The organism is Rhizobium sp. CCGE531 (assembly GCF_003627795.1).
Classification (GTDB): domain Bacteria; phylum Pseudomonadota; class Alphaproteobacteria; order Rhizobiales; family Rhizobiaceae; genus Rhizobium.
Genome location: NZ_CP032687.1, coordinates 248,377 through 261,959, shown reverse-complemented (window position 1 = coordinate 261,959; position 13,583 = coordinate 248,377). Strand labels below are relative to the sequence as shown.

The following is a 13,583-nucleotide window of genomic DNA, read 5'->3' as shown; positions in this document are numbered from 1 at the left end:
CATGCGGAAGTATCGCGGCAAGCTCAAGACATCATTTTGCGATCACAAGGGCGCCCGCATTCTGCAAACAGCCAAATCTGAAAACAAGGTCGCATCTGGGGATGCGGTTGAATTAATGATGGGATTCGATCGGCCGACGGAAGCGATCAGTGCCGCAACACTGCAGTCGCTCCGAACCCGTTTCGCGATCGCCTGCTCGTCCGAGTTAATCGAATTTATTGTGGGCAAGACCGCCCATGAAGCCCTTCGAAACATCAATTGCGACTTAACGCATGCTGTCGCCCGGCCGCCGTCCACCTCGCCGTCACCGTTTGCCTCATGTGTGGCGCAAAGTCGGGCGATCCGGTCACATGCTTCAACGCTGTCGAAGAAGCGATTGTTGCGGTCCCTGCGGCGCTGTTCGTTGAAGGCCTCATTAGGTCAGAGACGAGTTTGTCGGCAGTCACAACGGAAGGCAGCGTACTCGAGGTCAAAGAAATATCTTTGTAACCGACGGGAATTTTCGGCGGCATGTCGCGGCGGATCAAGGATGCTTGGAGCTCGCCTGAAAAACGTCCACCGGAGCCTGAAATTGCCAGATGACGTCGCCGCAGCCAATTCGACCAATCCGACGCTGCGGCGGTTGTTCTCGCCCGAGGGCTGAACGATGGAGACTACCCGACGTCATTCCGCCAACTGAGGATCGCTTCCATGAGGTCTGTCTATCTCGACAACAATGCAACGACGCGGGTCGATCCGGAAGTCGTACAAGCGATGTTGCCGTTCTTTACGGATCAATTTGCCAATCCTTCGTCCAGTCACAGTTTTGGCGCCTCGGCAAGTGCGGCGATAATGACCGCGCGCAAACGATTGCAAGCTTTGATCGGTGCGGAGTTCGAGCATGAGATCGTCTTTACATCCGGCGGGACGGAAAGCGACAATGCAGCAATCCTTTCGGCGCTTGAGATCATGCGCGATCGCACACAGATCGTGACGTCCGCAGTCGAGCATCCGGCCGTGCTGACGCTGTGTGCGTATCTTGAGAAGACGCGTGGCATAAAGGTGCACAGGATTCCAGTCGATCGGCATGGTCGCCTCGACCTGCGCACATACCGGGCTGCCCTCACCCCACATGTTGCACTCGTCTCGATCATGTGGGCGAACAATGAAACGGGTACGATTTTTCCTGTCGCCGACCTCGCTAAGTTGGCCAAGGAAGTTGGCGCTTTTTTCCATACAGACGCTGTGCAGGCTGTTGGCAAGCTGCCGATGGACCTGAAATCGAGTGCGATCGACATGCTGTCGCTCTCAGGCCACAAGCTGCATGGACCCAAAGGGATTGGTGCGCTTTGGGTAAAGCGCGGAGTGCGCTTCGATCCGATGATCAAGGGGGGACATCAGGAGCGCGACCGGCGCGCCGGCACGGAAAATACCGCCGGCATCGTCGGGCTCGGCAAGGCCGCTGAGCTTGCCTTGACCTTCATGAAAGAAGAGAACGGACGAGTAAGATCCCTGCGAGATCGCCTGGAAAAAGGGCTTGTGCAGCGCATCCCAGATGCGTTTGTCACCGGCGATAAGCAAAAGCGGTTGCCGAACACCTCCAACATCGCCTTCGACCAAGTCGACGGTGATGGCTTACTGCTTCTCCTCGACCGCTATGGCATCGCCTGTTCTTCCGGCTCGGCTTGCACTTCTCAGTCGCCGCAGCCGAGCCATGTCCTGAGGGCGATGAACATTCCCGAAATATCGAGGCACGGGGTCATTCGCTTCTCCCTGTCGCGTGATAATTCCGAGGAGGATATCGATCGCGTGCTCGATGTCTTACCCGGAATCGTCGGCAGTTTGCGAGATGGTTCTTCGTTTAGGCCGACGCCGGCAAAGCGGCGGAGACCTTTGGCTTTCATGAAGCCTACGGAGACGGACGGAGACCCCTCATGAAGCGGTTCACGTTCTGAGGACTCGATTTGGCGTGACCGAACTAGGCGATGATCGTCGCTCTTGCGAGGCAGAAGAGCTCGGACTTGCCAAGCCACTTGCAGCCGCAAGAGCGAGGACTTTTCCGGCGGGCTTTTCGCGACCGCGGATCATCGCACCGGAGCACCACAGAGCATCGTTCGAATCGGGAGAATGTTATGAACACTTTATGCAACGCCAGCCCAACCAGCGATACGGCGGAGATCCTCGCGCGGTTGAAAAATCTGTCGGCCGCGGAGGATTTTTTCGCGCTGCTTGACGTCGCCTATGATCCGAAGGTGCTTGACGTCTCGCGGCTTCACATCATGAAGCGGATGGGGCAATACCTCGCCGAAGAGGATTTCTCCGATCTACCGGAACAGGTGATTGCTGCCAGAGCACGCACCATCCTTGAACGCGCCTACGAAGACTTTGCGGCGTCCTCGCCACTTGCGCACCGGGTCTTTAAGGTGCTCAAGGATCACAATCCGGCCAAGCCTGCCCAACCGGGTCACACCTTCGTGCCGTTCGATTCCATCTTGAAGGGTTTCGGCAGGGAGTGAATGCGACATGGTTCCGGCTTGAACGATGTCGCGAAGCCTACAATGGCGAGTCCAGTGTCGGCACCCCCAGCAGAAATCTGTGAAATTTCAAAGGGATGCGACATTCAAAAATCTTGGCACAGATAGTGCTTTAGAGGACACGAAGCGCCAAACCCGCCATTGAACAGCAGCTAGGAGACCACATGCACGTCGTAGTCTGTATCAAGCAGGTGCCGGACTCCGCACAGATTCGCGTCCATCCTGTAACGAACACGATCATGCGCCAGGGTGTGCCGACCATCATAAATCCTTACGATCTATTCGCCCTTGAAGAAGCACTGCGGTTGCGTGACGTGCATGGCGGCGAGGTTACCGCGCTCACGATGGGGCCGCCCATGGCAGAGGATTCGTTGCGCAAGGCGCTCACTTATGGTGCGGATCGGGCGGTATTGTTGACCGACCGCTATTTTGCCGGATCCGATACCCTGGCGACTTCCTTTGCTCTTTCGCAGGCGATCGCAAAAATCGGCGAGACCTTCGGCGCCCCCGACATCGTGTTCACGGGCAAGCAGACGATCGACGGCGACACTGCCCAAGTCGGGCCCGGCATTGCCAAGCGTCTTGACCTCCTGCAACTCACTTACGTTTCGAAGATTTCCTCCCTCGATCTTGATGCACGCGAAATTAAGGTCGACCGCCGTTCGGAAGGGGGTATCCAAATGCTGCATGGCAAGCTTCCCTGCCTCATTACTATGCTGGAAGGCACGAACGAAATCCGCCGCGGCTCGCTTGATGACGCGCTACGCGCCGCGCGCAGTCAGATCGTAAAATGGAGCGCGGCCGACGCCGGCATCGAGGACCTCAGCAAGTGTGGACTGCGTGGTTCGCCGACGGTCGTCAAACGCGTCTTTGCCCCGACAGCAAGGACGGAAAAGGCGGAGCAAATCACCACCACCGATAAAGCGCTCGGCGATCTTGCTGATGAGTTGATTGTCGAAATCTTCGCCCGTCAGCCGGCGCTCGAACACGAACTCGCCTTCGACGCCAGCGCATAACGGCAAGGAGCCATGACGTTGACCGCAAATCAGGAAACACCGCCCCCTGCCGTCGGCCGCGCGGGTTTGAAGAAAGAGCTGCCCGAGCAATTCAAGGACTACCGGCATGTTTGGGTCTTCATCGAAGTGGAGCGCGAAAATGTCCATCCCGTTTCCTTCGAACTGCTAGGAGAAGGCCGCAAGCTGGCGGACAAGCTTGGCGTCAAACTCGCAGGTGTCGTGCTCGGACCTCCAGGGGACGCCACGCAGCATGCCATTGCAGAGGCGTTTGCCTATGGCGCCGACGTTGCGTATCTGGTGGAGGACCCCCTGCTCGAAGACTATAGGAACGAGCCCTTCACCAAAGCTCTGACAAATCTGGTTGCCACTTACCAACCGGAAATCCTGCTTTTGGGTGCGACGACGCTTGGTCGCGACCTTGCCGGTTCCGTGGCGACGACCTTGTTGACGGGGCTCACCGCGGACTGCACCGAACTCGATGTGGATGCGGACGGTTCGCTTGCCGCAACGCGGCCGACTTTCGGCGGCTCTCTACTATGCACAATCTACACCCTCAACTGCCGACCGCAGATGGCGACAGTGCGACCGAGGGTCATGGCGATGCCGCAGCGCATGAACAAGCCGGTCGGCTGCGTCATTCAGCATGGGGTCCCGATGCTCGAGGAGGAGATCGTCACCAAAGTCCTCGGGTTCCTTTCCGACGTGCAATCGACAAATTCCAATCTCGCCTATGCCGATGTGGTGGTGGGCGGCGGCCTTGGTCTTGGAACATCGGAGAACCTGAAGCTGGTGAAGAATCTTGCGCGGGTAATTGGAGCCGAATACGGCTGTTCACGGCCGCTGGTCCAGAAAGGCTGGATGCCGGCTGATCGGCAGATCGGGCAAACCGGCAAGACTATCCGGCCGAAGCTCTATATAGCGGCCGGGATTTCCGGCGCCATTCAGCACCGGGTTGGCGTCGGGGGCGCTGATCTCATTGTGGCGATCAACACCGATCCGAACGCGCCGATTTTCGACTTCGCCCACGTTGGCGTCGTGACGGATGCGATCCGCTTCTTGCCGGCCCTCACTGATGTTTTCACCCAACGGCTGTCGCCGCACAGTCGCGATAAGCTTGCGAACTAGGGGACACGGGTTATGAGTGGGGAAAAGTTTGACGCCATCGTGATTGGCGCCGGCATGGCCGGCAATGCGGCTGCTTACACCATGGCGAGCCGTGGCTTGAAAGTCCTGCAATTGGAGCGTGGTGAGTATCCGGGCTCAAAGAACGTCCAGGGCGCAATCATGTACGCGAACATGCTGGAGGAAATCATCCCGAATTTTCGAGATGATGCGCCTCTTGAGCGGCATCTCGTCGAGCAGCGCTTCTGGATGATGGATGACACATCCCACGTTGGGATCCAATACCGATCGGATGATTTCAACGGGTCGACGCCTGAGCGCTACACAATCATTCGCGCCCAGTTCGACCGTTGGTTTTCCCGTAAGGTGCGCGAGGCGGGAGCGATAGTCCTTTGCGAGACGACGGCGACGGAACTTGCCCAGGAAGGCGGCAAGGTGATCGGCGTGCGCACTGACCGTACCGGCGATGTCATACTTGCGGACACGGTCGTTCTTGCGGAAGGCGCCAATGGGTTGCTCGGCGCACGGGCCGGCTTGCGTCAGACGTCGACATCGGAGAGCGTGGCTCTCGCTGTCAAGGAAATACATTTTCTGCCAGAAGACGTAATCGATCAGCGCTTCGGTCTTCATGGCAACGAGGGCTGTGTGATCGAGGCGGCCGGCACCATCTCCCGCGGCATGGCCGGGCTCGCCTTTCTTTATACCAATAAGGAGTCGATCTCTCTTGGCATCGGTTGCCTCGTCTCCGACTTCGCCGCAACGTGCGAAAGCCCTTACGAATTGCTCGAAGCGTTCAAGAACCATTCGTCGATCAAACATCTGATCGCGGATTCGGAAGTCAAGGAATATGCAGCTCATCTCATTCCCGAAGGTGGGTATAAGGCAATTCCCGCGCTCTTCGGCGATGGCTGGGTCGTTGTCGGCGACGCAGCACAGCTCAACAATGCCGTTCACCGCGAGGGTTCCAATCTCGCCATGACGTCAGGTCGCATCGCCGGGGAGGCTATTTTCGAGGTCAAGAGCCGCGGAGGTCGAATGACCAAAAGAAACCTCGCACTATACAAGACGATGCTGGACGATTCCTTTGTCATTAAAGATCTTAGGAAATACAAAGACATGCCGGCCCTACTTCATACCAATTCCCGCAATTTCTTCATGACATACCCGAAGTTGATGTCTGAAGCTTCGAAAAATTTCATGCGTGTCGATGGTACGCCGAAGATCGAAAATGAAAGGGCGACAACGGCCGCTTTCATAAAGGCGCGTTCGCGCTGGGGGCTGGTCAGCGACGCGGTGCGTCTGGCATTGGCTTGGCGTTGAAGGAGAAATAGGATGACCGTTGCAGTGACGAAGTTGCGTGTTGAGGACAAGCTTTTCCAGAATCGCTATCTGGTTGATCAGGGACGCCCGCACATTAAGGTGCGGCCGCACGAGCATCCGAGTGCAAACCTTTTGGCGCTAACACGCATCTGCCCGGCAAAATGCTATGAACTGAATGACAAAGGCCAAGTGGAGATTGCCGCCGACGGCTGCATGGAGTGCGGCACATGCAGGGTGCTGTGTGAGGCAAGTGGGGACATCACGTGGAACTATCCACGAGGCGGCTTTGGTGTTCTCTTCAAGTTCGGGTGAACAATTTATTGTTAAACTTTTGAAAAACACATTATGTCGTCACAGCCAGGCGCTGCATCAATTTTGACAGGAACCAGCTTGCAATTTCAGAAACTACCATTAGAGTTTCCGCTTATACAAATAAGCACAAACAGTGGTTGGAATGGGGGCATTCTACACAGCTAGGGGTGTTGAAAATGACCCGCATTCTACGCGATTGCGTCGATGAAGTTGGACCTTTGCCCGGGGTATCCAGCAAAACGCCTGAAGTCGGAATCTCCTGCAGCGGGATCTACGAAATATCGAAGCTCCTAACGGCCGCTGCCCCGCTGGAGATCACGCTTGTCAAGGTCGCCAATATCCTCCCCACGTTTTTGCGAATGCGTCATGGGGCAATCGTTATATGGGCGAGCGAAGGGGAGCCGGAAATTACCGCGTCGGCCGGCGTCGCCGATTCTCGTCAATCCGGCGCACGCCACACCATCCCACCGGCTGCAATGGATCAGATCGTGACGACCGGACAGCCGCTGGTGATAAGGGAGACCAGTAAATCCGAACTTTTTCGGGCTGACCCTCAGCCGTCTTTGAGCAGCGACACGATCCCCATCACATTTATCGGGGTTCCTTTGAGGGCTGCGCACAAACTGGTCGGGACGTTATGGATCGACCGCTTCAGGGACAGCGCCACTGAACTGCGTCACAACGAGGATATTCGCTTCCTTACCATGGTCGCCGATCTTATCGGCCAGACGATCGCGTTCCACCGAGCCCTGAGCACGTCCGGTCCGCAAATCATCCAGCTGCACCGGAAATCCGCCGAAGGGGGACGGAATGATCCGAGCCAAAACTCAAGAGCCAAAGTCGACTGGATCGTCGGAGAAAGCCCTGCAGTCAGGCGGGTGTTGGAAATCGTCTCTGCGGTGGCTATGACGAATACCACAGTGCTTCTGCGGGGTGAAAGCGGCACTGGCAAGGAATTTTTCGCACAGGCCATTCATGAGCTTTCCCCTCGCCGCAAGAAGTCTTTTGTCAAATTGAACTGCGCCGCACTGCCTGAAGGTGTCCTGGAATCGGAACTCTTCGGACATGAAAAGGGCGCTTTCACCGGTGCTGTATCGCAGCGCGCGGGGCGTTTCGAATTGGCAAATGGCGGAACGCTGCTCCTTGATGAAATTGGCGAAATTTCGCCTGCCTTTCAAGCCAAGCTTTTGCGCGTGCTGCAGGAAGGCGAGCTGGAGCGGGTTGGCGGAACCAAGACCCTCAAAGTCGACATCAGACTCGTATGCGCAACCAACAAGGACCTCGAGGCGGCTGTTGCAAATGGCGAGTTCAGAGCCGACCTTTACTATCGCATCAATGTCGTGCCGATCGTCTTGCCACCACTCAGAGAGCGGCCCGGAGACATTTCGCGCCTTTCAAAAGTCTTTCTCGACCGTTTCAACCGGGAGAACAATCGCGAGCACGCCTTCACGGCGCAGGCGCTAGACCTGATTTCGCAATGCTATTTTCCTGGGAACGTCCGCGAGCTGGAAAATTGCGTGCGTAGGACGGCGACGTTGGCGCGCTCGAAGACGATCGTTCCCTCGGATTTTGCGTGCCAGAACAACCAATGTCTTTCGGCTCGTCTTTGGAAAGGCGACGGCGGCGGCCGCGAGGGTAAGCCTATCGATGAGCTCACTCGGGGTGGAACAACGCCGGCAGTATCGCCGCTCTCTACCCAACCAGGCAGCGTCTCGCATCCCGAGGTAGCGCCCTTCAAGGCCTGCGACCCCAATGGTCCGGCTTGCCCAGCCCTATCACCGCGCCTCACAGAGCGGGACCGGCTGATCGAGGCAATGGAGAAAGTCGGATGGGTTCAGGCCAAAGCGGCTCGTATGCTCGGCCTCACGCCCCGTCAGGTCGGCTATGCTCTGCGCCGGCACAATATCGAGATGAAAAAGTTCTAAGCCTATGTCGTTCGTCAGGTCGGAAATGCGCTCTCGGCACTCTACGTGACAGAGGCGCGTCGCATTCGCGACGAGATCCATGTGCCGATTGTCATGAACGAACGAAATCGTGCGGGAGCAAGTGTATGCAATCCAACGCGAAACACTAAAACGCCGGACATAAGACAATCCCGGGCCCTGGCATAGGTCTTGCAGTTTGAACTGCAATCTTCACCAGCAACGGAATTGCTAGATGACCGCATCGATGATTTCGCTTGATAGCTCGGCCAGCGCCAAAACGTCCGACAATAGGCTGACCAATGCGAAGTCCGACAGCTGCAAATCCTCATCCTGCGGCTCAACCGCAAAACCGGATGACATGGATCCAGCGACATGGGAGAAGATAAAGGATCATCCCTGCTACTCGGAAGAAGCACACCACTATTTCGCGCGCATGCACGTCGCCGTCGCACCGGCTTGCAATATCCAGTGCAACTACTGCAATCGGAAATATGACTGCGCAAACGAAAGCCGGCCCGGTGTCGTCTCGGAAAAGCTGACGCCAGAGCAGGCGCTGCGCAAAGTTATTTCGGTCGCCAACGAAGTGCCGCAGCTTTCGGTCGTCGGAATCGCCGGTCCGGGCGATGCCTGTTACGACTGGAGGAGAACCAAGGCGACCTTCGAAAAAGTTGCCGCGGAAATTCCCGACGTCAAGCTGTGTATCTCCACCAACGGGCTAGCATTGCCAGATCATGTCGATGAGCTTGCACGCATGAATGTCGATCACGTGACCATCACAATCAACATGGTCGACCCGCAAATCGGCGCAAAGATATATCCCTGGGTCTTTTACAATCACCGGCGCTACACCGGCATCGAAGCCGCCGAAATCCTGCACAAGCGACAGATGTTGGGTTTGGAAATGCTGGCGGCGCGGGGCATCCTCGTCAAGGTCAATTCGGTCATGATACCCGGGGTCAATGACGAGCACCTGATCGAGGTGAACAGATGGGTGAAAGAGCGCGGCGCGTTCTTGCATAATGTGATGCCCCTGATTTCGGACCCAGCGCACGGCACTTACTATGGCCTGACCGGACAGCGCGCTCCGCGGGCAATCGAATTGAAGGCGCTTCAAGGTCGTCTCGAAAAAGGCGCCAAGCTGATGCGTCATTGTCGGCAATGCCGGGCCGATGCCGTCGGTCTGCTCGGCGAGGATCGTGGCAAAGAATTCACGCTCGACCACATTCCCGATGCAGTCTCGTACGACGAGCGCAATCGCGAGGCATACCGGGAAGTAGTGGCGCGGGAGAGAGGCAATCACGCAGCAGCCAAGAGCGAGGCGATCGAAATGGTCAAAGCAGCCGGCCCCGACGGGTCGCTTCACGTCGCGGTGGCGACCAAGGGCGGCGGCCGCATAAACGAACATTTCGGCCATGCGAAAGAGTTCCAGATTTATGAAGCCTCTCCGAGAGGAATCGCCTTCGTGGGGCATCGCAAGGTCGAGCAATATTGCCGCGGCGGTTGGGGTGACGACGCTACACTCGACGGTGTGATAGTTGCGCTCGAGGGGATCGACATCGTGCTCTGCGCAAAGATCGGAGATTGCCCTAAAAAGCGGTTGGCGGACGCGGGCATTCGAGCAGTGGACTCTTATACCTATGAGTACATCGAAACCGCCATCAGCATGGTTTATGCCACCGAGTTTGGAGTCGACCTGCTGACAGGGACGGCGTGAATTTTTTTTAGTTTAACCTCCTCAGGAGTTGAAAATGGCCTTCAAGATCATCGCATCCCAATGCACCCAGTGCGGAGCCTGCGAGTTCGAATGTCCATCAGGTGCGATAGAACTGAAGGGCGAGAACTACGTGATCGATCCGAAGAAGTGCACAGAATGCGAGGGAGCTTTCGAGACGCAGCAATGCGCATCGGTATGTCCGGTACCGAAGACCTGCGTTCCAGCCTGATCGCCTGTTCGCTGGCCGCCGAAGGCAATATCTCGTCCAAAGGTTTGACCTCCGCGGTTAAGCCGAGCAGTCTCAAGAAAGTGAGGCACCACCGTGGGCATAGGACGCGAACAAGAAGTGGAAATCGGCTGTTCACCGCAATTTCTACCAGGCGAGCGGGTTCGTGCCACGCGCCACATAAAGAATGACGGCACCTATCCCGGCAAAGACGTTGGCGAAAACCTGGTGCGAAAGGGCGATGAGGGTTATGTGCGCGACATCGGCACCTTTCTCCAGCAGTTCTATATCTATGCGGTCGAATGGGTGGATCGCGGCACCATCGTCGGCATGCGCGCGCGTGAACTGACGAGCCTCGACAAAGCCGCAGCAAGCATTGCCGAAACGACTACCAGCGCCAGGGAAGGAATAGCCCCGTGAAAGTGATGATCCGCAGAACCGGAACCGGCTTATCGGCATATGTTTCCAAGAAGGATCTCGAAGAGCCGATCATTGCTATGGAAAATGAAAATCTATGGGGCGGCTGCGTGCTGCTTAGGAATGGATGGAGGCTAGCCCTGCCCGATCTGCCAAAGGACACGCGCCTGCCCATTACGGTCGAGGCAAAGAAGATATCTGAGGAGGACTAAACGCTGCTAACGAACGACAAAAAGCGACAGCGGCATGCCCGTGCTTCCTAAATCCGATCATCTTTTGGTCTGCCGGGGCGATTACGCCGAAAAGCAACTTTATTTGCTGAAGGAAGCGCTCGCCGCAGACGCAATAATCCCATATCTCGGTCCCGGGCTTCTCCGGCAAAGTTCGGCGGCACCGCCTGTACCTGATGGTCCAGAAGGCGTTGCAGCAGCTCTTAACACACGGGCGACAGCACCTTCCAAGATACGCAGCAACATGTGGTCGGTCGCACAGTTTATCGAGCAGCGCAGGCATCGTCGGACGCTTCAAGCCTGGATGGCGGAGATATTCGCCTCATCCGCGCCGCTGACCGGCCTCCATGCCTGGCTTGCAACGCTGCCACTCTCGCTCATCATCGACAGCTGGTACGACGGGACGATGCGCGCGGCTCTCGTGGCGAATGGCCGAACAGACGTGGTCGAGATACAAGGCGTTACGCGGGCAAATGAGAACCGCGATATATGGACGAGAACCTACGATTTGTCCGGAAAGGAACTCAGGCCCGGTCCGGCAGCAAAAACGGTGTTGTATACGCCTCATGGAAGCGTTCGGCCCGCTGCTAATTTTCTCGTGTCAGATGCGGACTATGTCGAAGTTCTGACAGAGATCGATATCCAGACGCCGATCCCCGAAGCCGTCAAAGCACGGCGCACCAACCGCGGCTTTTTCTTTCTGGGCTGCCGCTTCGACGATCAGATGTTGCGCATCTTTGCCCGCCAGATCATGAAGCGCTCCAACGGCCCACACTTCGCTGTGATTGATGCCAAAACCATGACCAAGAACGAACGCCGCTTCTGCACGGAATGCGGCATCACCCTGATTGACCTGCCGATTGGTGAAGTTGCGGCTGCTCTTGTCAATCCGGCATAGCCGCAAGCGTGAGCCAGGGAGCGCTTCGCAGCGGCACCGATCGCTTGCTCAAACTGAGAGCGAGTGACGAAGAGCGTGATTTATGGGCACGAGAGACTGCACCATCATTGTTGGGACGACGGCTAGAATCCCCAAAATCAACATCCCGACAACCGTCTTGGCCAGGCCCGAGCGTTAGGTCAGGCGGGGGCTTAATCGCTACACGAAGAACTTACAGCAAAGCGCAATGGCAAAAACCCCAAACGGCCATGCAATGACTAGCATGGCGCTGGCCCACTCCTGCTCGACGGGCGGCAGATTTTCTTTGTCGTTTGCCGCTGATTTCATGGTCCCCTCCACGATTAAGCTCAAATCCTATCAGGCATTTTAGCCTTGTCGCATCAAAGATGATGTCAGCGCGTCACACGGCCGGCATCTCCTAAATCACCTCCATCATTCCACCTTTCCGGGCCCGCCTTGCGTGGGCTTTTATGGGTGCGGCGACGATATCGTTAGCCGTCTGGAGGCCCGCGGTTTCGTCCCCAGAGATTGTATCGACAATATCGAATATTTTTGGATTACCGAACACGGTCTCGAAGCATATAAGGCTACAGCCACATCCCTCGGAGACGCCCAAATGATCGACGAGACGAGAGAATACCTACTGGATCACCGCGGCAAGCTGTTGTTCCAGATCGAGCGGGCGAAGCACCACCTTGCCGGTCTTGAAGCTGACGAGATCAAGATTATCAACAGCAGGGCGTCCCTGCCGGCGGCCGATATCGCCAGTATCACCGGGGACTTGGCCGAGCACCTGAGAAGCGAGATCGAGGCGCTCTGTTGGGCGATCGACCACATTGACCATGAGCTGGAATATCTGCACGGCGATGATGAATTTGAGCCGTTCACAGGGCGCCACGCTCGCACGCATAGTTGACTCGACTCTTAGATCATTCCCGATAATCATTGCGGTAATTGGGGGATTGCTATGCATCACGCCGTCGTCGTTGCCGCACTGTCGCTCATCATGGTCCCTTCTGCCTTTGCGGCCAGCGACAACGATCTGACGCTCGCGATAACCATGAGCAAAGGAAATCCACCGTCTTTTAACGGGATAACCAACCTGGTGGACGGCACATTGATCTCATTCACAGTCAGGGGTGATTTGCCAGGTTGCATCCAGCGATGTGGCTACGAGGGCGATGCCAGGACGGAAGGTGGCCGGTTCCATGTGGAGATCATCTCAGATCGATACCTTGAAGACGATAGCTATACCATTGATGTGGTCACAACTGATCAAAGCCGTCGCCTCAAGTTTCCGACGTTGGACCCGACCGACAACAACCACATGATTAGATGGACAGCTCGCCTCGAGGTCGACGCCGACGAGTCCAAGATTGTGCCCGGAACGGCTCGGCTTCTTCCATTCTTATACGATGCCAAATACTTGCGAGATGAATCCGATCACGGACATCAACCAACCCAATGAACTGCGCGCAATATTAGCGCAACTTCACCGCAACGCCTCGTGGTCAGGAACCTTTGCTGCAGCTAAAGGTTACGTCCCAGAGGAGTACTCAGATGAGCAACGACATCAACAAGCGTGCCCCAGATCTCAGAACGACACCGGTACGTCGCCAACCTTGGATGCCATGGGTTGTCATTCTCGGGATTATTGTAGTCGCAGCTCTCGCCTGGGCTTTCTGGCCCCACACCAGCACGACAAATCCCAACGCCCCAGCCCAGACGACAACGACACAGCCGACCACCACAACGCCGCCCGCGACAACGCCCGCTCAGCAGTAAAGTGGCGGCGCCGAGAAGATGCTCAAAGAAATGATGCCTCAGGTTGCGAGAATGTTGCCTGGAGTGTAAACGTGCGTTGTATACTCATGCACGATCGGAGAGCAG

The 13,583-nt window shown here is 56.7% G+C and carries 16 protein-coding genes; 15 read left to right on the top strand and 1 reads right to left on the bottom strand.

Annotated features, from left to right (window positions below; translation table 11 throughout):
• The first annotated feature begins 1 nt into the window (after position 1).
• From CCGE531_RS31075 to CCGE531_RS31015, 13 genes are all read left to right on the top strand, one after another.
• Positions 2-643: an iron-sulfur cluster assembly scaffold protein gene (locus tag CCGE531_RS31075; protein WP_120670811.1), complete on the top strand. Its 642-nt coding sequence runs from the start codon at positions 2-4 to the stop codon at positions 641-643.
• Between the two features lie 47 nt (positions 644-690).
• Complete coding sequence (gene nifS, locus CCGE531_RS31070; protein ID WP_120670809.1) at positions 691-1,917, top strand: cysteine desulfurase NifS; 1,227 nt, start codon at positions 691-693, stop codon at positions 1,915-1,917.
• Positions 1,918-2,111: 194 nt separating this feature from the next.
• Positions 2,112-2,495 carry a nitrogenase stabilizing/protective protein NifW gene (gene nifW, locus CCGE531_RS31065; RefSeq protein ID WP_120670807.1) on the top strand — a complete coding sequence of 128 codons (384 nt, stop codon included), beginning with the start codon at positions 2,112-2,114 and terminating at the stop codon, positions 2,493-2,495.
• A 182-nt stretch (positions 2,496-2,677) separates the two neighbouring features.
• On the top strand, positions 2,678-3,529 hold the full coding sequence (locus CCGE531_RS31060) for an electron transfer flavoprotein subunit beta/FixA family protein (protein ID WP_120670805.1): 852 nt from the start codon (positions 2,678-2,680) through the stop codon (positions 3,527-3,529).
• Between the two features lie 12 nt (positions 3,530-3,541).
• Positions 3,542-4,654: an electron transfer flavoprotein subunit alpha/FixB family protein gene (locus CCGE531_RS31055; RefSeq protein WP_120670803.1), complete on the top strand. Its 1,113-nt coding sequence runs from the start codon at positions 3,542-3,544 to the stop codon at positions 4,652-4,654.
• 12 nt (positions 4,655-4,666) lie between these two features.
• The gene (locus CCGE531_RS31050; RefSeq protein ID WP_120670801.1) at positions 4,667-5,971 is read left to right on the top strand and encodes an FAD-dependent oxidoreductase; all 1,305 of its coding nucleotides are present in this window, start codon (positions 4,667-4,669) and stop codon (positions 5,969-5,971) included.
• Positions 5,972-5,983: 12 nt separating this feature from the next.
• A complete protein-coding gene (locus tag CCGE531_RS31045) occupies positions 5,984-6,283 on the top strand; it encodes a ferredoxin family protein (RefSeq protein WP_004126035.1) in 300 nt (99 codons plus the stop codon).
• Positions 6,284-6,459: 176 nt separating this feature from the next.
• Entirely contained in the window at positions 6,460-8,208 is a 1,749-nt protein-coding gene (gene nifA, locus CCGE531_RS31040; RefSeq protein ID WP_004126033.1) for a nif-specific transcriptional activator NifA, read from the top strand.
• 232 nt (positions 8,209-8,440) lie between these two features.
• The gene (nifB, locus tag CCGE531_RS31035; RefSeq protein WP_120670799.1) at positions 8,441-9,922 is read left to right on the top strand and encodes a nitrogenase cofactor biosynthesis protein NifB; all 1,482 of its coding nucleotides are present in this window, start codon (positions 8,441-8,443) and stop codon (positions 9,920-9,922) included.
• A 34-nt stretch (positions 9,923-9,956) separates the two neighbouring features.
• A complete protein-coding gene (locus CCGE531_RS31030; RefSeq protein WP_004126027.1) occupies positions 9,957-10,151 on the top strand; it encodes a 4Fe-4S binding protein in 195 nt (64 codons plus the stop codon).
• Between the two features lie 93 nt (positions 10,152-10,244).
• Positions 10,245-10,568 carry a nitrogen fixation protein NifZ gene (locus CCGE531_RS31025; protein ID WP_004126025.1) on the top strand — a complete coding sequence of 108 codons (324 nt, stop codon included), beginning with the start codon at positions 10,245-10,247 and terminating at the stop codon, positions 10,566-10,568.
• Positions 10,565-10,777: a putative nitrogen fixation protein NifT gene (gene nifT / locus CCGE531_RS31020; protein ID WP_004126022.1), complete on the top strand. Its 213-nt coding sequence runs from the start codon at positions 10,565-10,567 to the stop codon at positions 10,775-10,777. The genes CCGE531_RS31025 and nifT overlap by 4 nt, the downstream gene beginning before the upstream one ends.
• Positions 10,778-10,811: 34 nt before the next feature.
• Positions 10,812-11,693, top strand: coding sequence for an SIR2 family protein (locus CCGE531_RS31015; protein WP_004126018.1), 882 nt, complete (start codon positions 10,812-10,814; stop codon positions 11,691-11,693).
• Between the two features lie 198 nt (positions 11,694-11,891).
• On the opposite strand, the gene CCGE531_RS35275 is transcribed toward CCGE531_RS31015, so the two are convergent.
• Positions 11,892-12,020 carry a hypothetical protein gene (locus tag CCGE531_RS35275; RefSeq protein ID WP_276307846.1) on the bottom strand — a complete coding sequence of 43 codons (129 nt, stop codon included), beginning with the start codon at positions 12,018-12,020 and terminating at the stop codon, positions 11,892-11,894.
• Between the two features lie 289 nt (positions 12,021-12,309).
• On the opposite strand from CCGE531_RS35275, the gene CCGE531_RS31010 reads away from it, so the two are divergent.
• Both CCGE531_RS31010 and CCGE531_RS31005 read left to right on the top strand, forming a co-directional pair.
• On the top strand, positions 12,310-12,609 hold the full coding sequence (locus tag CCGE531_RS31010; RefSeq protein WP_037136675.1) for a hypothetical protein: 300 nt from the start codon (positions 12,310-12,312) through the stop codon (positions 12,607-12,609).
• Positions 12,610-12,660: 51 nt separating this feature from the next.
• Positions 12,661-13,161 carry a hypothetical protein gene (locus CCGE531_RS31005; RefSeq protein ID WP_240535519.1) on the top strand — a complete coding sequence of 167 codons (501 nt, stop codon included), beginning with the start codon at positions 12,661-12,663 and terminating at the stop codon, positions 13,159-13,161.
• The last annotated feature ends 422 nt before the right edge of the window (positions 13,162-13,583 follow it).

What these genes read in the sequence shown, in the direction of transcription:
- CCGE531_RS31015 (WP_004126018.1), top strand. Translation starts at nt 10,812, where the DNA reads ATGCCCGTGCTTCCTAAATCCGATCATCTTTTGGTCTGCCGGGGCGAT.
- CCGE531_RS31060 (WP_120670805.1), top strand. Translation starts at nt 2,678, where the DNA reads ATGCACGTCGTAGTCTGTATCAAGCAGGTGCCGGACTCCGCACAGATT.
- CCGE531_RS35275 (WP_276307846.1), bottom strand. Translation starts at nt 12,020, where the DNA reads ATGAAATCAGCGGCAAACGACAAAGAAAATCTGCCGCCCGTCGAGCAG.
- CCGE531_RS31075 (WP_120670811.1), top strand. Translation starts at nt 2, where the DNA reads ATGCGGAAGTATCGCGGCAAGCTCAAGACATCATTTTGCGATCACAAG.
- CCGE531_RS31050 (WP_120670801.1), top strand. Translation starts at nt 4,667, where the DNA reads ATGAGTGGGGAAAAGTTTGACGCCATCGTGATTGGCGCCGGCATGGCC.
- CCGE531_RS31010 (WP_037136675.1), top strand. Translation starts at nt 12,310, where the DNA reads ATGATCGACGAGACGAGAGAATACCTACTGGATCACCGCGGCAAGCTG.
- nifW (WP_120670807.1), top strand. Translation starts at nt 2,112, where the DNA reads ATGAACACTTTATGCAACGCCAGCCCAACCAGCGATACGGCGGAGATC.
- CCGE531_RS31045 (WP_004126035.1), top strand. Translation starts at nt 5,984, where the DNA reads ATGACCGTTGCAGTGACGAAGTTGCGTGTTGAGGACAAGCTTTTCCAG.
- nifS (WP_120670809.1), top strand. Translation starts at nt 691, where the DNA reads ATGAGGTCTGTCTATCTCGACAACAATGCAACGACGCGGGTCGATCCG.
- nifA (WP_004126033.1), top strand. Translation starts at nt 6,460, where the DNA reads ATGACCCGCATTCTACGCGATTGCGTCGATGAAGTTGGACCTTTGCCC.
- CCGE531_RS31030 (WP_004126027.1), top strand. Translation starts at nt 9,957, where the DNA reads ATGGCCTTCAAGATCATCGCATCCCAATGCACCCAGTGCGGAGCCTGC.
- CCGE531_RS31055 (WP_120670803.1), top strand. Translation starts at nt 3,542, where the DNA reads ATGACGTTGACCGCAAATCAGGAAACACCGCCCCCTGCCGTCGGCCGC.
- nifB (WP_120670799.1), top strand. Translation starts at nt 8,441, where the DNA reads ATGACCGCATCGATGATTTCGCTTGATAGCTCGGCCAGCGCCAAAACG.
- CCGE531_RS31005 (WP_240535519.1), top strand. Translation starts at nt 12,661, where the DNA reads ATGCATCACGCCGTCGTCGTTGCCGCACTGTCGCTCATCATGGTCCCT.